Annotated in this window: 19 protein-coding genes and 1 tRNA gene; 13 read left to right on the top strand and 7 right to left on the bottom strand. The window is 64.5% G+C overall.

Going from position 1 to position 21,469, the window contains the following annotated elements:
* The first annotated feature begins 590 nt into the window (after window positions 1-590).
* The 11 genes from BRAGE_RS0115810 (at window position 591) to BRAGE_RS0115760 (ending at window position 13,845) form a co-directional block, all read left to right on the top strand.
* Window positions 591-2,246, top strand: a complete 1,656-nt coding sequence (locus BRAGE_RS0115810; RefSeq protein ID WP_027558020.1) for an OFA family MFS transporter — start codon at window positions 591-593, stop codon at window positions 2,244-2,246.
* A gap of 339 nt (window positions 2,247-2,585) precedes the next feature.
* Complete coding sequence (locus tag BRAGE_RS0115805) at window positions 2,586-3,749, top strand: PspA/IM30 family protein (protein ID WP_027558021.1); 1,164 nt, start codon at window positions 2,586-2,588, stop codon at window positions 3,747-3,749.
* A 10-nt stretch (window positions 3,750-3,759) separates the two neighbouring features.
* Window positions 3,760-4,425, top strand: a complete 666-nt coding sequence (locus tag BRAGE_RS0115800; protein WP_027558022.1) for an OB-fold-containig protein — start codon at window positions 3,760-3,762, stop codon at window positions 4,423-4,425.
* A gap of 31 nt (window positions 4,426-4,456) precedes the next feature.
* Window positions 4,457-6,157, top strand: coding sequence for a flotillin family protein (locus BRAGE_RS0115795; protein ID WP_027558023.1), 1,701 nt, complete (start codon window positions 4,457-4,459; stop codon window positions 6,155-6,157).
* 207 nt (window positions 6,158-6,364) lie between these two features.
* Window positions 6,365-6,733: a hypothetical protein gene (locus BRAGE_RS0115790; protein WP_027558024.1), complete on the top strand. Its 369-nt coding sequence runs from the start codon at window positions 6,365-6,367 to the stop codon at window positions 6,731-6,733.
* A gap of 133 nt (window positions 6,734-6,866) precedes the next feature.
* Window positions 6,867-6,941 (top strand) — tRNA-Asn (locus tag BRAGE_RS0115785).
* A 209-nt stretch (window positions 6,942-7,150) separates the two neighbouring features.
* On the top strand, window positions 7,151-7,330 hold the full coding sequence (locus tag BRAGE_RS0115780) for a hypothetical protein (RefSeq protein WP_027558025.1): 180 nt from the start codon (window positions 7,151-7,153) through the stop codon (window positions 7,328-7,330).
* A 138-nt stretch (window positions 7,331-7,468) separates the two neighbouring features.
* Window positions 7,469-8,125, top strand: coding sequence for a protein-L-isoaspartate O-methyltransferase family protein (locus tag BRAGE_RS0115775; RefSeq protein WP_027558026.1), 657 nt, complete (start codon window positions 7,469-7,471; stop codon window positions 8,123-8,125).
* 205 nt (window positions 8,126-8,330) lie between these two features.
* Window positions 8,331-9,722, top strand: a complete 1,392-nt coding sequence (locus BRAGE_RS0115770) for a TolC family outer membrane protein (RefSeq protein WP_027558027.1) — start codon at window positions 8,331-8,333, stop codon at window positions 9,720-9,722.
* A gap of 303 nt (window positions 9,723-10,025) precedes the next feature.
* On the top strand, window positions 10,026-10,796 hold the full coding sequence (locus BRAGE_RS0115765) for a PopZ family protein (protein ID WP_027558028.1): 771 nt from the start codon (window positions 10,026-10,028) through the stop codon (window positions 10,794-10,796).
* Between the two features lie 172 nt (window positions 10,797-10,968).
* Window positions 10,969-13,845, top strand: coding sequence for a valine--tRNA ligase (locus BRAGE_RS0115760; protein ID WP_027558029.1), 2,877 nt, complete (start codon window positions 10,969-10,971; stop codon window positions 13,843-13,845).
* Between the two features lie 57 nt (window positions 13,846-13,902).
* Here the strand turns inward: BRAGE_RS0115760 and BRAGE_RS0115755 are convergent, their stop codons facing one another.
* Window positions 13,903-14,505, bottom strand: a complete 603-nt coding sequence (locus BRAGE_RS0115755; RefSeq protein WP_027558030.1) for a DNA-3-methyladenine glycosylase — start codon at window positions 14,503-14,505, stop codon at window positions 13,903-13,905.
* A 130-nt stretch (window positions 14,506-14,635) separates the two neighbouring features.
* Here BRAGE_RS0115755 and lipA point away from each other — a divergent pair, with 130 nt between their 5' ends.
* Window positions 14,636-15,592, top strand: a complete 957-nt coding sequence (lipA, locus tag BRAGE_RS0115750) for a lipoyl synthase (RefSeq protein WP_027558031.1) — start codon at window positions 14,636-14,638, stop codon at window positions 15,590-15,592.
* 6 nt (window positions 15,593-15,598) lie between these two features.
* Complete coding sequence (locus BRAGE_RS0115745; RefSeq protein WP_027558032.1) at window positions 15,599-16,081, top strand: type II toxin-antitoxin system RatA family toxin; 483 nt, start codon at window positions 15,599-15,601, stop codon at window positions 16,079-16,081.
* Here the strand turns inward: BRAGE_RS0115745 and BRAGE_RS0115740 are convergent, their stop codons facing one another.
* Genes BRAGE_RS0115740 through BRAGE_RS0115715 form a run of 6 tightly spaced genes read right to left on the bottom strand, consistent with a single transcriptional unit; the run spans window position 16,082 to window position 21,231 of the window.
* Window positions 16,082-16,897 (bottom strand): c-type cytochrome, encoded by an 816-nt coding sequence (locus BRAGE_RS0115740; protein WP_027558033.1) that lies wholly within the window; start codon window positions 16,895-16,897, stop codon window positions 16,082-16,084.
* Complete coding sequence (locus tag BRAGE_RS0115735) at window positions 16,897-18,519, bottom strand: b(o/a)3-type cytochrome-c oxidase subunit 1 (protein ID WP_027558034.1); 1,623 nt, start codon at window positions 18,517-18,519, stop codon at window positions 16,897-16,899. The genes BRAGE_RS0115740 and BRAGE_RS0115735 overlap by 1 nt, the downstream gene beginning before the upstream one ends.
* Window positions 18,506-19,081, bottom strand: coding sequence for a cytochrome c oxidase subunit II (locus BRAGE_RS0115730; RefSeq protein WP_027558035.1), 576 nt, complete (start codon window positions 19,079-19,081; stop codon window positions 18,506-18,508). The genes BRAGE_RS0115735 and BRAGE_RS0115730 overlap by 14 nt, the downstream gene beginning before the upstream one ends.
* On the bottom strand, window positions 19,078-19,254 hold the full coding sequence (locus BRAGE_RS55860; RefSeq protein WP_018641890.1) for a hypothetical protein: 177 nt from the start codon (window positions 19,252-19,254) through the stop codon (window positions 19,078-19,080). Before BRAGE_RS55860 ends, BRAGE_RS0115730 begins: the two co-directional genes overlap by 4 nt.
* A gap of 19 nt (window positions 19,255-19,273) precedes the next feature.
* A complete protein-coding gene (locus tag BRAGE_RS0115720) occupies window positions 19,274-20,512 on the bottom strand; it encodes a cytochrome c (RefSeq protein ID WP_084334183.1) in 1,239 nt (412 codons plus the stop codon).
* An 11-nt stretch (window positions 20,513-20,523) separates the two neighbouring features.
* A complete protein-coding gene (locus BRAGE_RS0115715; RefSeq protein WP_027558037.1) occupies window positions 20,524-21,231 on the bottom strand; it encodes a c-type cytochrome in 708 nt (235 codons plus the stop codon).
* Window positions 21,232-21,469: the final 238 nt, after the last annotated feature.

Genomic DNA, 21,469 nt, shown 5'->3' with positions numbered 1-21,469 from the left:
GATGCAGCTGCAACCCGTCCGATGCTCCGCCTCACAGAGACAAATCGACGGCTTCGGCATATTCCCTCTTCAACCACGAGATCAGTTCGACGGCGAGCACTCACCAGTCATGATCGTCGATCAGACCAACCTCGCTTGCGTTCGCCGGTGGCATTGATTTCTCATCGACCCTCGCACCGGTGTCCGATCGCAACTTGAGCGACTCGGGACAAAGCAGACTGATTCCTCCGGTTTGCGCCGCGCGGGGGCGATGACACCAGAAGGGGAGTCTCATTTCCTCCTCGATCCTGTCCGCCCTCAACGAAATTCGCCATCGTATCGACACACATTGAATTCCAGTGCCGATCGGTTTCTCCGCAAGCAATTGCGGAGTTCTGTCGTGCCTCGCGGCGCCCGCTGCGAACTCGAAGGACCAAGCACCCGCAGCCTGCACATCCGGGCATATCCGTTGCGGTCTGTCGAATGCGCTTAACGATCCTACGCGTCTCGATGGTGTGCCGGCTGCAATCAAGCTCGCACTGCGAGTTGAATGCAGGGATCGTGGGCGGCAGACCCGCCCGGTATTTGGAAATTACAGGGGAATAATCTCGATGACGACGATCAGTAGCGCTGGAGCCATGCCTCGCTCCGGAGGCGGCATTCTCGACAGGGAGCGCACGATTGCGAGAGCGGGCTTCAATCGGTGGCTGGTCCCGCCAGCCGCGCTGTGTGTTCACCTTTGCATCGGCATGGCTTACGGCTTCAGCGTGTTCTGGCTGCCGCTGTCGCGCGCGCTTGGACTGACGGCACCGAAGGCCTGTCCCGACATGACGCTCGTCCAGGAATTGTTCACAACGACCTGTGACTGGAGGGTTGCGAGCCTCGGCTGGATGTACACGCTGTTCTTCGTGCTTCTCGGCATCGCCGCAGCGGTGTGGGGTGGCTGGTTGGAGCGGGTTGGGCCGCGCAAGGCCGGGCTCGTCTCCGCCTTGTGCTGGTGCGGCGGCCTCTTCCTTGGGGCGATCGGCGTCTACACGCACCAGCTTTGGCTGTTGTGGCTGGGCTCGGGTGTCATCGGCGGCATTGGTCTCGGCATCGGCTATATCTCGCCGGTGTCGACGCTGGTGAAATGGTTTCCCGATCGACGCGGCATGGCGACCGGCATGGCGATCATGGGCTTCGGTGGTGGCGCCATGATCGGCGCGCCGCTGGCAAGCCTTCTGATGAACTATTTCAGGTCGCCGACCTCGGTCGGCGTGTGGGAGACCTTCGTTGCGATGGGCGTCATCTATTTCGTGTTCATGTTGATCGGCGCCTTTCGCTATCGTTTGCCGCCGGCGGGTTGGCGTCCGGAGGGGTGGGCGCCGCCGGCCGAGACCAACACGATGATCTCGAAGTATAACGTACACCTCAAGGACGCGCACAAGACTCCCCAGTTCTGGCTGATCTGGTGGGTGCTCTGCCTGAACGTTTCGGCGGGTATTGGCGTGATCGGGATGGCTTCGCCAATGCTCCAGGAAATCTTCGCGGGCAAGCTGATTGGATTGCCGGATGTCGGCTTCAATCAACTGACCGTCGCCCAGAAAGCGACGATCGCGGGTATCGCGGCCGGCTTCACTGGTCTGCTGTCGCTCTTCAACATCGGCGGTCGCTTCTTCTGGGCGTCCCTGTCCGACAAGATCGGCCGCAAGAACACCTATTACACGTTCTTCATCCTCGGTATCGTTCTCTATGCGCTGGCGCCGACGTTCGCGGCGATGGGTTCGAAGCTGCTGTTCGTCCTCGGCTTCGGCATCATCCTGTCGATGTATGGCGGTGGATTTGCGACCGTTCCGGCCTATCTTGCCGACATGTTTGGTACCCAATACGTCGGTGCAATCCACGGCCGTCTGCTGACTGCATGGTCGACGGCGGGAATTATCGGCCCGGTCGTGGTGAACTATATCCGCGAATTCCAGCTGGCGGCTGGCGTCAAGTCCGACCAGCTCTACAACACCACGATGTATATTCTGTGTGCGATGCTGTTCGCAGGTTTGATCTGCAATTACCTGATCAGGCCGGTCAACCCAAAGTGGCACATGCGCGAGACGGGCGTCGCAAACGTGCAGGCGGCCGCAGCAAGCGCGAGCGCATCGGGACCTTCCGGCTCGTTTGGAATCGGGCTTGGCGGACTAGACCTGAAGGCGGTCCTGTTCTGGGCTTTTGTCGGCATCCCGCTAGTCTGGGGCGTCTGGGTCACGCTACAGAGCGCGGCCAAGATCTTCTGATCACCGCTTCCAGGCCGTGCGGCCATACTCATTGGAAAGCCGCACGGCCTTTTCCAGCCACCACCACCGAGGGTAACTCGCTTGCCAGGTGCCCCAAGCCCACCCCGATCGACAGACTTACCGGAGTCCACACGTCTCAGAGCGGTGGCCGCGGCGTGGGTCCCGGCTTAGCGCAGCAACGCAACAAGCGTTGCTGCGCTAAGCCGGGACACGGGACCTTTGCAAACAGAGAGCGGCCTTGAACGTCGGCCCTAGCCACCGCGACTAACGGTAGAGTGCATCAGGATCAGCGGAACGTGATTGACCTTCCTCTTCCTAAAGCACCAAAATGGTGCTTTAGTGCTTTCCATGAGCCCGTCGCCCCGAAACGCGCCGTCTGCGCTTCGTTACAGGCTTGCCCCTGACCCGGCCGCCAGGGCCGCCATGGAGGCGACATTCCAGGCCTACGACCGCATGATGGAGATCCTGGACGAGGTCGCCCGGACCCATAATGTCGGCTCCAACGTCGTGCTGCTGCACGCCCATGCCTATGAGCCGATCCGCAAAGAGACCGCGCTGCCCTCGCGGCTGGTGACGCTCGGCCTGCGCGACCGCGCCGATTATCGCGCCGCGGCCGGCCGCCGCCTGCCGCTCGACGACAAGCTCGCCAAGATCAAGGGCCCGGCGACCATCTCGATTGCGACCGTGCAGGGACGCTTCAGCGTGCCCTTCGACTATGCCGGCTATGCCGAGGGTTGGGGGCAGAGCGTGCCCGCGCACCTGATCCGCACCGACGACGGTTTCGAAGTTCACTACGGCGTCACGCCGAACAGTCTGCCAGAGGAGGAGAACGCTATGGATACCATCGCTGCCGCCCCCGACAACTTCCTGTCCCGGGTCGGGCGCTTGATCGCCGGGATCGCTTACGACGCGATCGAGCAGGCGGAAGGCAAGAACAAGATCAAGGTGGTCGGACAGGCCATCCGCGAGATCGAGCGCGCCGAGAGCGAGGCGCGCGATGCGCTCGCCTCCGCACGCGCCGAGGAATATCGCCTCAACGCGCGCCGCACCGAGATCGAGCGCGAGATGACCGATCTCGCCGCCAAGATCGAGGGCGCGATCGCCGATAATCGCGACGATCTCGCCCGTGCCGGCATCGCGCGGCAGATGGATCTGGAGGCGCAGTTCGAGGTGCTCTCCCGCGCCATCGACGAGAACAACGAGAAGATCGAGCAATGTGTCACCTCGCTCCGCGCAGTGCTGTCGGCGCTGCAAGATGCCGAGCAGCGCCGCGTCGATCTCGAAAAGAGCGAGGCTCACGCCAGCCACCAGGCTTCGGCGTCGCCGCGCAAATCCGGTGGCGCTTCCGCGGCGGCGAAGGCGCTGCGCGCGGGCAGGGCGGTGGCGCGGGCCACCGGCGTGCCCGCCAGCATCCCCTATTCGAGCGACATCGACGAGCTCAGTGCGCTCCATCGCGACAAGGAAATTGCAGCGAGGCTGGCGCGGCTGAAGTCGCGCTCCTGAGTGCCGTGTCATGAGCGCACTGCTCGAACACGTCATGGCGCCGGAGGTCAGGCCGTTCGCGGTTGCGGCGGCCATGATCCTCATCGTCGGCTCGATCGAAGTGGTCTCGATGCTGGTCGGAGCCTCGCTGAGCGAGATGCTCGGCACCAGCATCGATTTCAGTCACCCCAGCGATAATGGCGTCATCAACGCCATCTCCTGGGTCAATGTCGGTGGCGTGCCGCTGCTGATCTTCCTGCTGCTGGCCCTCGGCGCCTTCTCCATCACTGGATTCCTGATCCAGGACATCGCGCGGATGGTCGCCGGTCCCTTGCCGGCGACGGTCGCGTCAGCCGGGGCCGTTGTGGTGTCGGTGCCGCTGGTCCGCGCCGCCAGCGGTGCCATCGCGCGCCTCATTCCCAAGGATGAAAGCTATGCCGTCGGCCTCGGCGATCTCGTCGGCCGCGTCGGCGAGGTCGTCATCGGTCCGCTCGACCAGGGACCGCCCGGCCGCGTCAGCGTCGCCGACATCCACGGCAACAGGCATTTCGTCTGGGCGGTTGCGGCGCCCGCGTCGGGACCATTGCCGCAGGGAACCATGGTCCTGCTGGTCGATCGCGACGACACCCGCTTCGTGGCGGTCAGGGCCGAGGATGAACTCAAGCCGTCCAAGCCGACTCTAACAAGCCATCTCTAAGCACCCAGCAAGTCATTTATTGGAGCAAGTCATGTTCGACATCGCAGTCCCGGCCATGATCGGCGTCGCGCTGATCGTCGTCCTCGGGATCGTCTTCACCATCCTCTACAAACGCGCCACCCGCGACGAGGCGTTCGTGCGCACCGGCCTCGGCGGCAAGAAGGTCGTGCTCGACGGCGGCGCCATGATCCTGCCGATCTTCCACTCCTATGCCAGCGTCAACCTCAAGACGCTGCGGCTCACCGTCGAACGCAAGGAGCGGGAGTCCCTGATCACCAAGGACCGCCTGCGCGTCGACATCGTCGCCGAATTCTACGTCCGCGTCCGTCCCGACGACGAGAGCATTGCGCTCGCGAGCCAGACGTTGGGCGCACTGACCAACGACGCCGAGGCGCTGCGCAACCAGGTCGAGGCAAAATTCGTCGACGGTCTGAGGTCGGTGGCAGCGACCATGACCATCCTTGAGCTCCAGGAAAAGCGCTCGGATTTCGTCAAGCACGTGCAGGCGACCGTGGAGTCCGACGTGAAATCGAACGGCCTCGAGTTGGAGTCGGTCTCACTCACCAAGCTCGACCAGACCGACGTCAAGTTCTTCAACCCGGAAAACTTCTTCGACGCCGAAGGCCTGACCCAGCTCAAGACCATCACCGAGACCCGCCGCCGCGACCGTAACGCCATCGTCCGCGACAACGAGGTGGCGATCGCACAGAAGGATCTCGAGGCGCGGCAGCAGACGCTCGGCATCGAGCGGACCAAGAAGGAGGCCGAGCTGTCGCAGGAGCGCGACATCGCCAACAAGACCGCGAGCACCCGCGCCGAGGTCGCGACCGCAACTCAGACCGCGCGCCTGACCGAGGAGAATGCCCGCATCGATACCGACCGGGCGGTTGCCGAGAAGGAGGCGGGCGCCAAGCAGGTCAAGGAAACCGCCGTGATCGAGTCCGATCTCGCCATCAACAAGCGCAAAACCGATGCCCAGCGCGAGATCCAGATCGCAACGCAGGAGAACGAGATCCAGATCGCGTCCAAGAGCAAGCAGACCTCGGAAGCCGTGGCAGAAGCCAAGGCGGCCGAAGCGTTGGCCGTCTCGGCTGAGGAAAAAGTCGTGACCGCGCGCGCCGTCGAGGTCGCCGATCGCGCCCGTCTGACGCAGGTGCTGGCCGCCCGCACCGAGGCCGAGCGCAAGTCGACCGAACTGATCGTCGCGGCTGAAGCCGAGAAGAAGGCCTCGCTCGACCGTGCCGAGGCCGTCAAGACGCTGGCGACGGCGGAAGCCGAGTCCAACAAGATCAAGGCGGTCGGCGTCCGCAACATCGGCGAGGCCGAGGCCGCCGTCATCACCATGAAGAACGAGGCGCAGAACAAGCTCGGCAGCAATGTCATCGATTTCGAGATCGCCAAGAAGCGGATCGAGACCATGCCGTCGGCGCTGGCCGAGATGGTGAAGCCGATCGCCAACCTCAAGGACGTCCGCATCCTGCATACCGGCGGTGCCTTCGGCGGCAATGGCAGCGGCGTAGGCGGCGGCAGCGTCGGCTTCGGCGAGGGGCTTGCCGGCGAGCTGCTCAAGGTGCACGCGCTGCGTCCGATGATCGACGAGATCCTGCGCCAGAGCGGCTTTGCGCCGGGCGACGATCCCGTGAAAGCGCTGGTCGGCGCGGTCACCGGAAAGAGCAACGGCGCCGCGGTGCCGGCGCCTGCACCGGAGCAAACAAACAACGCCGATCTATGAATGCCCATTCATTGCTGCGGAGAATTCCAAAAGATATGAACCCCCTTGCGCGTCTCGCGTCGCGCAACGTGCCGGAGTGCGGATCGATCGCGTGTTGAACCTTTCGATCGCACTCCGGACGATTTCTTGAGGCAACGCCATTGGTTGCCGTGGCGCCTGCGCCGATCGACGTAGGCACTGGAGCCTTTTTCGATCGGGGGATTTCATATGAAGTATTTTCTGTCTGGACTGATCGCCGCCGGCCTTATGCTTGCCACCACGACGGCCTTCGCGGCCGACGCCCGCAACGTCACTGTCGTCAACGAGACCGGCTATGCCATCAAATTCCTGGGCTTCAATGCGCCGGACGATGGCCTCGACGAATGGGACAACGAGCTCGACAAGGTTTTGCAGAACCAGGCGAGCACCTATGTCGAGTTCGACGACGATGATGAGGGATGTGTCTGGAACATCCGCGTCGACTGGCAGAATTATGACGAGTCGGTGCTGTGGAAGAACGTCAACCTCTGCAAGTTCACCGCGCTGCGGCTGCGCTACGACCCCGGCACCAAGACGACCTCGTTCGTCGCCGAGTAACCTGACATGCCGCGGAGGAGGGGCCGCCCGGCGGCCCTTCCTCAGGCGCGTTGCGGATGATGACGAATTCGTCCTTTGCAAGCGCAAGCGGCTTTGTTATACGCACCCCGCGCGAACGACTGGTTCGCCCTTTTCCTCGGTAGCTCAGCGGTAGAGCATCCGACTGTTAATCGGATGGTCGCTGGTTCGAATCCAGCCCGGGGAGCCAAATTTCATCGCATTTGCAATGATTTACATCCGCATCCTGATGCGGTGAGCAACATTGCTCAAGTGCTGTCCAGCAGCGATCGCCTCGATCCAGCGTAGAATCGCTCAAGCTTTTGTGTGAGCGCTCGCCGTCGCGCCACGGGGGCGGCGCCAAATCGACTTAATTCGAATCGAGTTTCCGTGGGCCGGACTCTTACGGAGCTGATTCCCATGCCCGACATCCAGATCGACCGTGCCCACATGGCCCCCTCGATTCTGCCGGCCGACCTTCCAGAGCTCAGCGACGATGAATGCCTCGCCCGCCTGGCGCGTGCAGTCGAGACGCCCGATTCGACCCGGCTCGACGAGGTCGCAGCCCTTATCGGCCGGCTCGCGGTCACGATCGAATAGTCCAGCGTCTGCTCAAGCCGTGACCGGCGCAGCTCCGGCTTTGCCCGGGCGCACGGACGTGTTGCGTTTTCGCGGAGCCTGTTCCAAAGATGCCGCCAACTTCCGTCCGCGGCATCGTCCGCATTGCAGGGTCCGCAAATGTCCGGTTTCTCGACCGCGCGCCTCAAAATGGTCGATGGCCAGGTGCGCACCAATGACGTCACCGATCGCCGCGTCCTCGACGCCATGCTCACGGTTCCGCGCGAGGCGTTCGTGCCGGCGGTGCGGCAGGCGTTGGCCTATCTCGACCTCGATCTCGACGTGAGCGAGGGTGGCGCCAAGCGCTTCCTGATCAAGCCGGCGCTGACCGGCAAGCTGCTCCAGGCCGCCGAGATCGGCGAGGACGACAACGTGCTGGTCGTCGGCTGCGCCACGGGATACCTCGCCGCGCTGGCCGCAAAGCTTGCCCGCCAGGTCACTGCGACGGAATGCGATTCGGCCCTGGCCGCGAAGGCCAAGGACGCCCTGGCCGGCATGGCCAATGTCACCTGCAAGGCTGCGGCCTGCACCGAAGGTGATGCGTCTGCCGCTCCCTATGACGTCATCATCCTCAATGGCGCCACCGAAGTGATCCCGGAAGGGCTGCTCGGGCAGCTGAAGGAGGGCGGGCGTCTACTCGGCGTTTCGGCCCAGTCCAGGCCGCCGCGGGCCATGATCGTGACCCATACCCACGGCGAATTCGGCCATCGGGCGCTGTTCGATGCCGCAGCCCCGGTGCTTCCCGGGCTGGAACGGGCCGCCAGCTTCGTCTTCTGACCGCCCAAAGCCCGTTAAAATACCATTCTGAATCAGAAGTGTGGCCGGGATGCTGCACGTGAAGAGTTTCCACCGGGAACTGCCTTCAGGTAGTTCCGTTGCGCAAATCCGCGTCCTATGTTGCGACGGGGCAACGACTCCACTCGGTAGACGTCACCCAGCTCGCGGGCACGAGTCGGGCGTTAAGATGAACGGAATTTTTGGGATGCATGGGGTGAAGCTCTTCACCGGAGCTGCGGTTTCGGTCCTGCTGCTGGCGCTTGCAGGGCCGGCGCCTGCCTTGGCGGACACGATCGAGGCCGCCTTGGTGCGCGCCTATCAGAACAATCCGCAGCTCAACGCACAACGCGCCCAGGTGCGCTCGACCGACGAAAACGTGCCGCAGGCCTTGTCGGGTTATCGCCCCAGGGTCGGGGTCAGCCTCAGCACCGGTTATCAGTATCAGGATATCCAACAAGTGCAGAGGGGCCCGGGGATCCACAGCGATCCGCCCCTTCAACCGAACAGCGCCAGCCTGACCGTCAACCAGACGCTCTACAACGGCAATCAGACCGCCAACAGGACGCGCGCGGCGGAGAGCCAGGTCTCGGGATCGCGCGAGGCATTGCGCGTGCTCGAGCAGTCGGTCCTGCTGCAGGCCGCCACGACCTACATGGACTATCTGCGTGATGCGGCAACGCTCGAGGTTCAGCGCAGCAACGTGCGCGTGCTCGAACAGACGCTCAAGCAAACGCGCGATCGCTTCAACGTCGGCGAGGTCACGCGCACCGACGTCGCGCAATCCGAAGCGCAGCTGGCAGCCGGCAGGACCCAGGCCCTGACCGCCGAATCGAATCTCACGACGACGCGCGCGAACTTCCGCCGCATCATCGGAAACGAACCGACGAACCTTGCCCCGGGCTCCCCGGTCGATCGTTTCCTGCCGTCGACGATCGCCTCGGCGGTCAATCTCAGCCTGGTGGAGAACCCCAACGTCACGGCCGCGATGTACGGCATCGACGTCAACTATCTCCAGGTCAAGATCAACGAAGGCGCGCTGCTGCCCACGGTCACGCTCCAGGCCGCCGTCAGCACGGCCTACCAGCAGAGCCTGACCGTCTTCCGGACCAATACGGCTTCCGCCATCGCGACCGCCTCCGTGCCGATCTACCAGGGCGGCGCGGAATATTCGCTGATCCGCCAGTCGAAAGAAAATCTGGCGCAGCAGCGCCTGAATCTCGAGACCACCCGCGATCAGACCCGCGCCAACGTCGTGCAGGCCTGGGGCCAGCTGGAAGCCGGCAAGGCGCAGGTGAAGTCCGCGCAGGCGCAGGTCACGGCCTCCGAGATCGCGCTGAACGGTGTGCGCGAAGAAGCAAAGGCGGGACAGCGCACCACGCTCGACGTGCTGAACGCGCAACAAGCGCTGGTGAACGCGCGCGTTGCGCTCGTCACGGCTCAGCACGACCGCGTCGTGGCGTCCTATTCGGTGCTCAATTCCGTCGGCCGTCTGGCGCCGCAGGTTCTCGGCCTTTCGACCACGGTCTATGATGCGAGCGTTCACTACCAGCAGGTCCGCGACAGCTGGGCCGGGGTGCGCACGCCTGACGGACGCTAAGTCCCGTAAGCATCCGGTCGGCCTCGCAAACAGTTGAGGCCGACCGGCGCTTTGCTTGCAATCATCAAAATCCCTGACATAGCCTTGCCAAGAAGATGCGGGTCGATTCGCCCCGCACCGATGTCGTGTGCGTAAAGCTTGAGTGCCGAGGGCAGGGGCGCACCGTCGCACGTTGAGCCGTGAACTGGGGACAAGTCGGGCTCTCGCGACGAAAATGTCGGGGCGTCCGTCCGGAACCGGCCAATCCTGTCGTGCTTGGTGTAAAACAACGCATGCGAGGGCGTTGATGATGTGGAGTCGGAGATGACGCAGCCTGCAAAGGTCACAGAACCCTCGATGGAGGAGATTCTGGCCTCGATCCGGCGCATCATTGCCGACGATGAGGCGAAGCCGCCGCCCGCAGAAGCTGCAAAGCCCGAGAAGGCCGCAGCGCCCGCCGCGCCGCCGAAGCCGCAGGCGATGAACGACATTCCGCCATCGAAGGTCGCGCCTGCAAAACCTGCAGCCGAGAACCCCGCGCCGCCGCCGGTTGCGAAGCCGGCTCCGGCGCCGCCGCCACCCGCGCCCGCTGCGGATGCCGGACCGAACAGCCAGGACGATATCGACGCGCTGCTGGCGGGGCTCGATGCGGCGACGCCTGCGCCCGAGGTTCGTGCTCCGGAGCCCGAGCCTGAGCCCGACGTGCTCGAATTGACCGACGAGATGGCGGTTGAGCCGACGCCGCCTCCACCGCCGCCGAGCTTCCGCAAGGTCGAGCCACGCGACGATCTCGAATTCGCCGAATCGCCGCCACCGCGCCCGACGCCGGCGCCGTCCTATGCGGCGGTGGACTTCGACGCGCCGCCGCTGCCGCCGCAGCAGCCGATCCTGGCGCAATCGACGGTCTCAGCGGTCGAATCCGCCTTCAACTCCCTGGCCCACACGGTGCTGAGCAGCAATGCGCGGACGCTGGAGGATCTGGTCAAGGAGATGCTGCGTCCGATGCTGAAATCCTGGCTCGATGACAATTTGCCGGGCCTGGTGGAACGCATCGTGAAGGCCGAAATCGAGCGGGTCTCGCGCGGCGGCCGCTAGCAGCCGGCCCGCAGCCCTCATAAAGCCCCGCTTGTGCGCCATGTTCGGCCTGCCGAGGGGGCGGGAAGCCCCGTTGCCGCCCGGCCTTCCCTGGACTTGTTTTCGTTGACCTTGTTTTCGTTGGCCTTGTTTTCGTTGACTTGGCCCCCGCGCGCGGCTTTCTAGCAGCCCCATGATCGAGAAAAATTACCAGCCCGCCGATATCGAAGCCCGCATGTCCGTGGTGTGGGAGGACAGCCGTGCCTTCAAGGCCGGCCGTCCCGACCGCCGCGACGCCGTGCCCTTCACCATCGTGATCCCGCCACCGAACGTGACGGGCTCGCTGCATATGGGCCATGCCCTCAACAACACGCTCCAGGACATCCTGTGCCGGTTCGAGCGCATGCGCGGCCGCGACGTGCTGTGGCAGCCCGGCACCGACCATGCCGGCATCGCCACCCAGATGGTGGTCGAGCGGCAGCTGATGGAGCGCCAGCAGCCCGGCCGCCGGGAGATGGGCCGCGAGAAGTTCCTGGAGCGGGTCTGGCAGTGGAAGGCCGAGAGCGGCGACACCATCATCAACCAGCTTAAGCGGCTCGGCGCCTCCTGCGACTGGTCGCGCGAGCGCTTCACCATGGACGAGGGCCTGTCGAAGGCCGTCATCAAGGTGTTCGTCGAATTGCACCGCGAGGGGCTGATCTACAAGGACAAGCGGCTGGTGAACTGGGACACCAAGCTGCTGACCGCGATCTCCGATCTCGAAGTGCAGCAGACCGAGGTGAAGGGCCACCTCTGGTATCTGCGCTATCCGATCGAGGGCAAGACGTTCAGCCCGGAGGATCCCTCGAGCTTCATCGTCGTCGCCACCACGCGGCCCGAGACCATGCTCGGCGACACCGGCGTGGCCGTGCATCCCGAGGATGAGCGCTACCAGAAGCTGGTCGGCAAGAACGTCGTCCTGCCGCTGGTCGGGCGCAAGATCAAGATCGTCGCCGACGAGTATTCCGATCCGGAAAAGGGCTCGGGCGCGGTGAAGGTGACACCGGCGCACGACTTCAACGACTTCGAGGTCGGCAACCGCCACGGCCTGCGCCGCATCAGCGTGCTCGACAAGGAAGGCTGCCTCGATCTCCTCGACAATGAGGATTATCTGAAGGGCCTGCCGGAAGGCGCTACGCAATTCGCCGAGGAGTTCAACAAGGTCGACCGTTTCGCCGCGCGCAAGCGCATCGTCGAGCGACTGGAATCGTTCGGCTTCGTCGAGCGGATCGAACCGCACACCCACATGGTGCCACATGGCGACCGCTCGAACAGCGTGATCGAGCCGTATCTGACCGACCAGTGGTACGTCGACGCCAAGACGTTGGCGAAGCCCGCGATGGCGGCTGTCCGCTCGGGCGAGACGACCTTCGTGCCGAAGAACTGGGAAAAGACCTATTTCGAGTGGATGGAGAACATCCAGCCCTGGTGCATCTCGCGCCAGCTCTGGTGGGGCCATCAGATCCCGGCCTGGTACGGTCCCGACGGCAAGGTGTTCGTCGCCGAGACCGAGGAGGAGGCAGTCAGCCACGCGCTCGGCTATTACGTCGAGCAGGAGGTCATCACGGCCGAGCAGGGCCGCGAGATGGCGCTCGATCGCAACAAGCGCGAGGGATTCATCACGCGCGACGAGGACGTGCTCGACACCTGGTTCTCCTCGGCGCTGTGGCCGTTCTCGACGCTCGGCTGGCCCGACGATGCGCCGGAGGTGAAGCGCTACTACCCGACCAATGCGCTCGTCACCGGCTTCGACATCATCTTCTTCTGGGTCGCCCGCATGATGATGATGGGCCTGCACTTTATGAAGGAGGTGCCGTTCTCGACGATCTACATCCACGCCCTCGTCCGCGACGAGAAGGGCGCCAAGATGTCGAAGTCGAAGGGCAACGTCATCGACCCGCTCAACCTGATCGACGAATACGGCGCCGACGCGCTGCGCTTCACGCTGGCCGCGATGGCGGCACAGGGACGCGACATCAAGCTCGCCACCAGCCGTGTCGAGGGCTACCGAAATTTCGCGACCAAGCTCTGGAATGCATCCCGCTTCGCGGAGATGAACCATTGCGCCGTGCCCGAAGGTTTCGAGCCGGCCAAGGCCAAGGAGACACTGAACCGCTGGATCGCGCATGAGAGCGCGCACACCACGCGCGAGGTGACCGAGGCGATCGAAGCCTACCGCTTCAACGATGCCGCAGGCAGCATCTATCGCTTCGTCTGGAACGTCTATTGCGACTGGTATGTCGAGCTCGCCAAGCCCGTGTTGCTCGGCCCCGACAGCCCCGCCAAGGACGAGACCCGCGCCATGGTCGCCTGGGCGCGCGACGAGATCCTGAAGCTGCTGCATCCCTTCATGCCCTTCATTACCGAAGAACTGTGGGAGGTGACGGCCAAGCGCGAGAGCCTGCTGGCGCTGGCCGCATGGCCACTGAAGCCGACCGGACCGACACCGGAGCAGCTCGCGATGCTTGCGGCTGCGGCAGGTCCTACCGATCCACTGATCTCGCCGGCCCTGGTCATGCCGATCTTCGACCATGCCGACTTCACCGATCCCAAGGCGGAAGCGGAGATCGGCTGGGTGATCGATCTCGTCACGCAGATCCGCTCGGTGCGTGCCGAGATGAACATCCCGCCGGCAACGCTGACTGCGCTCGTGCTCGCGGGCGCCTCGGCCGAGACCAGGGAACGCGCGCCGCGCTGGACCGACGTCATCAAGCGCATGGCACGCCTGTCGGACATCTCCTTCGCCGACCGCGCGCCTGATGGCGCGGTTCAGCTCCTCGTTCGCGGCGAAGTGGCCGCCCTGCCTCTGAAGGGCGTCATCGATGTCGCCGCCGAGCGCACGCGCCTCGACAAGGAGATCGGCAAGGCCGACGCCGACATCAAGCGCGCCGAGTCGAAGCTGGCGAACGAGAAGTTCGTCGCCAACGCGGCCGAGGAGGTCGTCGAGGAGGAGCGCGAAAAGCGCGAGGCGGCGCTGGCCCGCAAGGCCAAGCTGCTCGAGGCGCTGGAGCGGCTGAAGCAGGCGACGTGAGACGTACGTCATTCCGGGGCGGCTCGACGAGCCGAACCCGGAATCCCAGAATGACCTTCACTTCGGAAACGGCTTGCTCAAGAACTTCGAGCCCCTGATGCCATAGCGCCAGGGCAGCTCGACCGCCTTGGTGATGCCGATCCGGATGCCGGCGGCGACCTCCACGTCCTCCGTCCGCGCATGCAGCGCGATCGGCGGGCGGTCCAGCGGCAGGGTGTTGTGCGCGATGGTGATGCCGAGCGCCTCGGTCAGCTTGCCGGGGCCCGAGCACAGTGCGTGGACGTCCTGGAGATGGCGGCGGCGGCGCATCGCGGCGAGGCCATGGGTCGGCTCCAGCGCGCGGATCAGTACGGCGCTGGCCGAGCCTTCCTCCTCGCAGACGAAATTGACGCACCAATGGATGCCGTAGGAGCGGTAGACATAGGCAAAGCCGGGCGGGCCGAACATGATTTGGTTCCGCGGCGTTGGGCCGTTGTAGGAATGCGCCGCCGGCTCGGTATGATGATAGGCCTCGACCTCGACGATGATGCCGCCGACGCCGTCGACCAGCATGGTCGCGCCGATCAGGTCGGGCGCGACCTCGCGCACGTCGCGGTCGAAAAAGGTCCGCTTCAGGGCTTTGCCGAGCCGTGGGGTAGAGGTCTTCGAGACTGGAGCCATTCGAGGTGAGAATCGCCAGAGAACAGAGCAGGATATTGCCCATATCTGCCATGTTCCCTGAAGCAGGGCGAGCCGGGTTGCGGCAGGCAGCCAGACCGACTAGGTAGGACCTGAACAGACCGGACAGCCCATGGTCGTTATTGTCGACACTATCTCGAACCCGTTGCGCCCACGTCACCCCGAAAAGGTGAATCGCCCTGATTCCGCTTCGCCGCCGAAGCCGGACTGGATCCGCGTGCGCGCGCCCAACACCCGCGGCTATGCCGACACCCGCAACATCGTGCGCGCCAACGGCCTGCACACGGTGTGCGAGGAGGCGGGCTGCCCGAATATCGGCGAGTGCTGGGACAAGAAGCACGCGACCTTCATGATCATGGGTGACACCTGCACCCGGGCCTGCGCCTTCTGCAACGTCAAGACCGGCCTGCCCAACGCGCTGGATGCGGCCGAGCCGCAGAACGTTGCCGAGGCCGTCGCCAAGCTGGGCCTCGCCCACGTCGTCATCACCTCGGTCGACCGCGATGATCTCGCGGACGGCGGCGCCGAGCACTTCGCCCAGACCATCGGCGCGATTCGCGCCGCGTGCCCCTCGACCACGATCGAGATCCTGACGCCGGATTTCCTGCGCAAGGAGGGCGCGCTGGAGGTGGTCGTCGCGGCGAAGCCCGACGTGTTCAACCACAATCTCGAGACCGTGCCGTCGCGCTATCTCACGGTGCGCCCGGGCGCGCGCTATTTCCACTCGATCCGGCTGCTGCAGCGGGTCAAGGAGCTCGATCCCACCATCTTCACCAAGTCAGGCATCATGGTCGGCCTTGGCGAGGAGCGCCACGAGGTGCAGCAGGTGATGGACGATCTGCGTTCCGCCGACGTCGACTTCCTGACCATCGGGCAATATCTTCAGCCGACCCGCAAGCACCATGCCGTGATGCGCTACGTGCCGCCGGATGAGTTCGCGTCCTACGAGAAGGTCGCCTACACCAAAGGCTTCCTGATGGTGTCGGCGAGCCCGCTCACCCGCTCGTCCCATCACGCCGGCGAGGACTTTGCGAAACTGAAGGCCGCACGGGCAGCTAGCGCCCGCTGAACCGCCATGCCTAAATTTTCGAGCAAGCGCCGTGTCAATCACAGCGCGTCCGAGATGTTCGATCTGGTCGCCGACGTCGAGCGCTACCCGGAATTCGTGCCGCTGTGCAGCGCGCTGAAAGTGCGCCAGCGCATGGCCAAGCCCGATGGCACCGAGGTGCTGATTGCGGACATGACGGTGTCGTTCAAGCTGGTCAAGGAGTCCTTCACCAGCCGCGTCACGCTCGACCGCGCGAACCTGAAGATCCTGGTCGAATATCTGCAAGGCCCGTTCAGCAATCTGGAAAACCGCTGGACGTTCGAGCCGAAGGGCCAGCAGGATGGCAAAGACGTCTGCGACGTCGGCTTCTTCCTGTCCTACGAGTTCAGGAGTCGCATGCTGGCGATGCTGATGGGCTCGATGTTCGACGCGGCGTTTGCGCGGTTTTCGATGGCGTTCGAAAAGCGCGCCGATGCGATCTACGGCCGGCCGAAGCTGGCGCCGTCCTGATCAATCCACCGCCTTCACCACATCCGGCGGCTGCGAGGCGTAATACGCCGCGGCCTGGTCGATCTCCTGCGGCGTCATCGCGCGGGCGATGTTGCGCATCTGCTGGCTGATGTCGTTGCGGCGCTCGCCGGAGGCAAAGGCCTGCAGCTGCGCCTTCATGTAGGCCTCGGACTGGCCCTCGAGCCACGGGCTGCCGGTCTTGTTGTCGAGGCTGCCATGACACGAGCCGCAGGGCGCGATGCCGCGCATCGGCGCGCCGTAGATGACGATGTTCGGCTTTGGCAGTTGCGGCGTCGGGTGATAGGCCGGCAGCCGCGGCAGATAGGCGTAATAGTTGGAGAGATCGGCGATCTCCTGGTCCGTCAGGTTGACGGCGAACGGCGACATCACTGCATTGGTGCGCGCGCCCGAGCGGAAATCATGCAACTCCTTGTAGATCACGGCGGCATACTGGCCGGCGAGGTTCGGGGAGTCCGCGCGGCTGATGCCGGTCGGGCCATGGCAGATCGCGCAGCGCTGCGCCAGCGTCGCGCCGCGACCGATCGCCTCCTGGCTCGGACGCGCCAGCGTGTGCGAGGTGAGCACGACCTCCGACAGGCGCTTTGTCTGCTCGGGCGCTGCGACGTTCGCCGCGCGTTGCGGCACGCCGGCGGCGCTGCAGATCGCGTCCCAGACATTGGCGAACTGGACCCAGGGTTGCGCGAAAGGCAGCACGATGAAGCCCACAATCACCGTCACGACGAGAATTGCGGCGGTGATGCCGACGCTTCTTGTGAAATGCCAGTTGCTGAAGGTGAAGAGGTCGCGCGCGCTCATCACTGCGCTCCCACATAGACGGCCGGCACTGACGTGCCCTCGGTCAGCGCCAGCGTCAGGATCGGATAGCCGTAATTGGTGAGCGTGAGGCCGATCATCAGCGCCACCCAGAGCGCATGCGTGTTGAGCGCGATCGGCACGGTCGCCGGCTGGTGCACGGCAATGGCGAAGCGATAGGGACCCGCATCGGCCTGCGGTGCGCGCATGCCGCGCGCCAGGACCACCAGGAACAGGATGCCTGACGTGAGCAGGATGAAGCCGCCGATCGCGGAGAACGTCACCGAGAGCGCCTGCGGCGCAATCGCGGGATCGCCGAAGTCGAAATAGGCCATGCGCCGCGGCATGCCCAAAATGCCGACCCAGTGCCACGGGAAGGTGGTGACGATCATGCCGATGAACCACAGCCAGAGCTGGGTGCGGATCAGGCGGACATCGAACAGCTCGCGCCCGGTCAGATGCGGCCACAGATCATAGGCGATCGCGAAATACATGATCACGATGGCGCCGCCGAAGATCAGGTGGAAATGGCCTGTGATCCACTGCGTGTTGTGGATGGAGGCATCGAGCTGATAGCTCATGTTGATGAGCCCGCCGGCGCCGCCGAAGCCGAGCATGACGAAGGAGAAGGCCAGTGCCAGCAGCATTGGATTGTCCCAGGGCAGGGCCCTGATCCAGCCGAACATCCCGCGGCCGCCGCGCAGGCGTGCTGCGATCTCGACCGAGGCGCAGATCGTGAACACCGTCAGCAGCGTCGGCAGCGCGACCAGCGCGGTGAAGGCCGAATGGATGAACTTGAAGCCGGCGCCGACTTGCGGATCGGCGAAGGTGTGGTGCATGCCGATCGGCATTGCCACCACCAGGAACAGGATGAACGAGATCCGCGCCATGGTGTCGGAATAGATCCGGCCGCCGATCGCGCGCGGCACGAGGGTGTAATAGGCGATGTAGGTCGGCACCAGCCAGAAATAGACGATGGCGTGCAGCGTCCAGGAGAAGAAGACGCGGGCAAGGCCTGCATCGATGGTGTTCTTCAGCCCCGCCGCGACCGGAATGATCTGGAGCAGCAGCTCGAGCGCGGCGCCGACCGCGGTCCATGCCCACAAATAGGAGCCTGCGACGTTTGCGAACATCGCCAGCGGCACCGGCGCACCGGGATGGGCCTTGCGCCAGACGCGCAAGTTGATCGACATCAGCGCGACCCAGATCCAGGAGCCGACCACGACCAGTACGACGCCGAGATAGTAGAAGACGTTGCCGATCAGCGGTGGATAAAACGTGTAGAGCACCGAGGCGCGCCCCATTGCGATCGGGATCACCGCCATGATGCTGCCGATGACGATCAGCCAGAAGCCGGTCCAGGCCCAGCGCACGCCGACAAGGCGCTGCTCCAGCGCGGATTCGCTGATGGCATAGCCAAAGCCCATCGCGACCAGCGTGGGGAACACATAGCCCATCACCGTGCCATGCGCGGTCAGCGAGCGGTAATAGAGCTCGGGATTGGACAGCCAGGTGCCGATCGGGCTGCGGATGAACATCTGCCAGGCGCCGAGCGTGAGCGCTATGCCGAACACGCCGAAGGCCAGCCAGAAATGGGCGAGAATGAGCTTCCTATTGGCCAACACAGCTCAGCCTCCCGCCACCCTTCGCACGATCAGCGAATTCGGTCTTGTCGATTACCCTGACCTTGCCCCACATGCCCTCGTGACCGAAGGAGCAAAACTCCTGGCAGGGCATCAGATAGTCGCCGGTCCTCGTAAAACGCATCAGCTGCTCGGAGACGTAGCCCGGCACCAGCATGGTGTTGATGTTGGTGCCCTGGACCAGGATGCCGTGGACGACGTCGGCGCTGGTGGCGCGCAGGGTGATCGGCGTGTCCACGGGCACCACGATGCAGGCCGGCGTGAAGGAATATTGCTGGCCGATCGCGCGCACGGTGACATTGCCATTGGCTTCCAGCACGCTGCCGAGATTGCTCTCGACGAATTCTCCGGACAGATGGATCCGTGAGGGATCGGTGGTCTCGACGCGCGGCTGTGGCATGGTCGCGCGATGGATGCCGGCGAAGGCCGCGAGCAGCGCCATCGCCACGATGATGATCACCGCAATGGTGGCCCAGCGCCGCTCGACGCGGGCCGCAACCTCGGCGCTGGCGCTACCGTTACCGTGGGTTTCCTCGGCACTCATTGCAGTGGCCCGCGCGGCAGGAACACGAACAGATAGAAGGCGAGCCACATCGCGACCACGCAGGCCGTGGCAATGCCGGCGAGCACGATCGCACCTGATGGGCCCTGGGCAACGACCTCCTCGACGGCCTGGTCGGCGGCGGCTGGGCTGGTCGGCGGATCGGAGTTGATCATGACGGATCTCTGGCGCCTCTCAGTTCAGCGGTGCGGAGCGCAGCTCGTTGGCCTCGCGTGCCGAGACCGGCGTGCCGCGATTGCCCCAGGCGGTGCGGATGTAGGAGACGACGGCGGCGACCTCGTTGTCGGAGAGGAGGCCCGCGAAGGGCGGCATGCCGTAGGGCATCGGGTTGCCCTTGGTGCCCGGCGGATAGCCGCCATTGAGCACCATGCGGATCGGATTGACCGCGGACTGCATCTCGATCGATTGGTTGTTGGCGAGTGGCGGCCAGTGCGGCGGCTTGCCTTCGCCCTGCGTGCCGTGACAGCTCGCGCAATTCTTGTCGTAGACGGTCTTGCCGAGGCTGATCAACAGGCTGCTCTCGGTCGTCGGCAGCGCCGAGCTTGCCGGCGGGGACGAGGAGCCTTCCGCGATGCCCTTGAGGTAGACCGCCATCGCCCGGGTGTCGGCGTCGTCAAGATACTGCAGGCTGTTGTGCACGACCTCGGCCATCGGCCCGTAGACCACGCCGCGCGCGGAGACGCCGGTCTGGAGCAGGTCGGTGATGTCCTTGATGCTCCAGTCGCCGAGGCCGGCCTCTCGGTTGGAGGTGAGCGAGGGCGCGTACCAGTTCTGCATCGGGATCAGGCCGCCCTTGAAGGCGTCCGATTGCGAGGTGCCGCCGAGCGCGTTGATCGGCGAATGGCACATGCCGCAATGGCCGAGGCCTTCGACGAGGTACGCGCCGCGATTCCATTCCGCCGATTTGGTCGGGTCGGGCTTGAATTCGCCCTCACGGAAGAACAGCGTGCGCCAGCCGAGGATGAGCTGGCGGTTGTCGTAGGGAAAACGCAAATCGTGCGGCTTGTTCTTCTGGTTCACCGGCGGGACCGACTTCAGGTAGGCGAAGATCGCGTCGCTGTCGGCGCGCGTGACCTTTGTGTAGGAGGGGAACGGCATTGCCGGGTAGATCAGCCCGCCGTCCGGGAAGCGGCCACTGTGCATGGTCTTGTAGAAATCGTCGGCGCTCCATTTGCCGATCCCGGTATCGGGGTCCGGCGTGATGTTGGAGGTGTAGAGTGTGCCGAACGGCGTCGGCATGGCGCGGCCGCCGGCGAACAGGCGTCCTTCAGGCGCAGTGTGGCAGGCGGTGCAGTCGCCGGCACGGGCAAGATATTCGCCGCGCGCGATGATGTCGCTGCTCTTGTCCTGCGCCTGCGCGACAGTCGTGAGCGCAGCGAGGGCGAGGAATGCGATCGACAGTTTCGAGCCCATCATCCGCCTCGTCAGTTGGGCTGGCTGCCGCAGCCGAACGGCAGCGCGTAGGTGCCTTTCGGCACGGGAGCCGGGTTGGCGGGCGCGGGACGCGTCGCGAGCCAGGCTGCGACGGCGGTAACATCTGCTTCCGTCAAGTGTCCGGCGACGAGCTGCATGCAGTCGGGCGACTTCGCTGTGCGCGTGCCATAGCGCCAGGCGCCGAGCTGCGCGCTGATATAGGCGGCGCGCAGGCCGAGCAGGCCGGGGATGCCGGGCTGCATGCCCGTGAGGCCGGGACCGTGACAGCTCACGCACGCCGGTATGTTACGACCGGCATCGCCGCTGGTCGCCAGCAGCTCGCCCTGCGCCAAGACGTCCTTGCTGACTTCGCTCGGCGCAGGCGGCGGCAGCGGCGGATGCTCGCTGGCAAAATATTCCGCCATCGCTTCCAGATACGGATCGGGCAGGAATTCCAAGAGATAGTTCATCGGCGGGTATTTGCGCCGGCCGCTGCGGAAGGCGAGCAGCTGGTTGTAGAGATAACCGGCCGGCTTGCCGGCAAGGCGCGGAAAATAGACGTCGCTGGTGCCTTCGCCCTTGTTGCCGTGACAGGGCGTGCAAGCCTCCACCCGCGCCGCCATTGTATCCGGCGGCTGGTTGGTCGTTTGTGCGGCCGCACCATCAATGGCGACCAAGGTGATGATCACGGCGGCCGAGGCCGCGGCGCGAGCGAACACTTTCGTCGCCCTCCACAATGCTGGTCCGGTTGATTCCGGATCACAGCGTAGAGCGGCATTATTGCGCCAATATTTTCCGGCGCAAGATCGGACACGAGTGACGACGTTTGGTCGCGCCTGCACATTTGCGATCCTGATCGGATTCGACAAAGTTTGCGTGCTTTTTGAAAACCGGACATCACGCTGTGACGATCGCGATACGTCCTTCTGACAGGGATGCGCTGGGTGGAAGACGCGA

Origin of the sequence: Bradyrhizobium genosp. SA-4 str. CB756 (assembly GCF_000473125.1) — a bacterium.
GTDB classification, from domain to species: domain Bacteria; phylum Pseudomonadota; class Alphaproteobacteria; order Rhizobiales; family Xanthobacteraceae; genus Bradyrhizobium; species Bradyrhizobium arachidis.
This window is presented reverse-complemented; position numbering and strand designations above follow the sequence as displayed.

Bases quoted from the DNA above. Each gene is read 5' to 3' on its own strand.
- BRAGE_RS0115810 (WP_027558020.1), top strand. From the start codon at position 591: ATGACGACGATCAGTAGCGCTGGAGCCATGCCTCGCTCCGGAGGCGGC.
- BRAGE_RS0115800 (WP_027558022.1), top strand. From the start codon at position 3,760: ATGAGCGCACTGCTCGAACACGTCATGGCGCCGGAGGTCAGGCCGTTC.
- BRAGE_RS0115795 (WP_027558023.1), top strand. From the start codon at position 4,457: ATGTTCGACATCGCAGTCCCGGCCATGATCGGCGTCGCGCTGATCGTC.
- BRAGE_RS0115790 (WP_027558024.1), top strand. From the start codon at position 6,365: ATGAAGTATTTTCTGTCTGGACTGATCGCCGCCGGCCTTATGCTTGCC.
- BRAGE_RS0115780 (WP_027558025.1), top strand. From the start codon at position 7,151: ATGCCCGACATCCAGATCGACCGTGCCCACATGGCCCCCTCGATTCTG.
- BRAGE_RS0115775 (WP_027558026.1), top strand. From the start codon at position 7,469: ATGTCCGGTTTCTCGACCGCGCGCCTCAAAATGGTCGATGGCCAGGTG.
- BRAGE_RS0115770 (WP_027558027.1), top strand. From the start codon at position 8,331: ATGCATGGGGTGAAGCTCTTCACCGGAGCTGCGGTTTCGGTCCTGCTG.
- BRAGE_RS0115765 (WP_027558028.1), top strand. From the start codon at position 10,026: ATGACGCAGCCTGCAAAGGTCACAGAACCCTCGATGGAGGAGATTCTG.
- BRAGE_RS0115760 (WP_027558029.1), top strand. From the start codon at position 10,969: ATGATCGAGAAAAATTACCAGCCCGCCGATATCGAAGCCCGCATGTCC.
- BRAGE_RS0115755 (WP_027558030.1), bottom strand. From the start codon at position 14,505: ATGGCTCCAGTCTCGAAGACCTCTACCCCACGGCTCGGCAAAGCCCTG.
- lipA (WP_027558031.1), top strand. From the start codon at position 14,636: ATGGTCGTTATTGTCGACACTATCTCGAACCCGTTGCGCCCACGTCAC.
- BRAGE_RS0115745 (WP_027558032.1), top strand. From the start codon at position 15,599: ATGCCTAAATTTTCGAGCAAGCGCCGTGTCAATCACAGCGCGTCCGAG.
- BRAGE_RS0115740 (WP_027558033.1), bottom strand. From the start codon at position 16,897: ATGAGCGCGCGCGACCTCTTCACCTTCAGCAACTGGCATTTCACAAGA.
- BRAGE_RS0115730 (WP_027558035.1), bottom strand. From the start codon at position 19,081: ATGAGTGCCGAGGAAACCCACGGTAACGGTAGCGCCAGCGCCGAGGTT.
- BRAGE_RS55860 (WP_018641890.1), bottom strand. From the start codon at position 19,254: ATGATCAACTCCGATCCGCCGACCAGCCCAGCCGCCGCCGACCAGGCC.
- BRAGE_RS0115720 (WP_084334183.1), bottom strand. From the start codon at position 20,512: ATGGGCTCGAAACTGTCGATCGCATTCCTCGCCCTCGCTGCGCTCACG.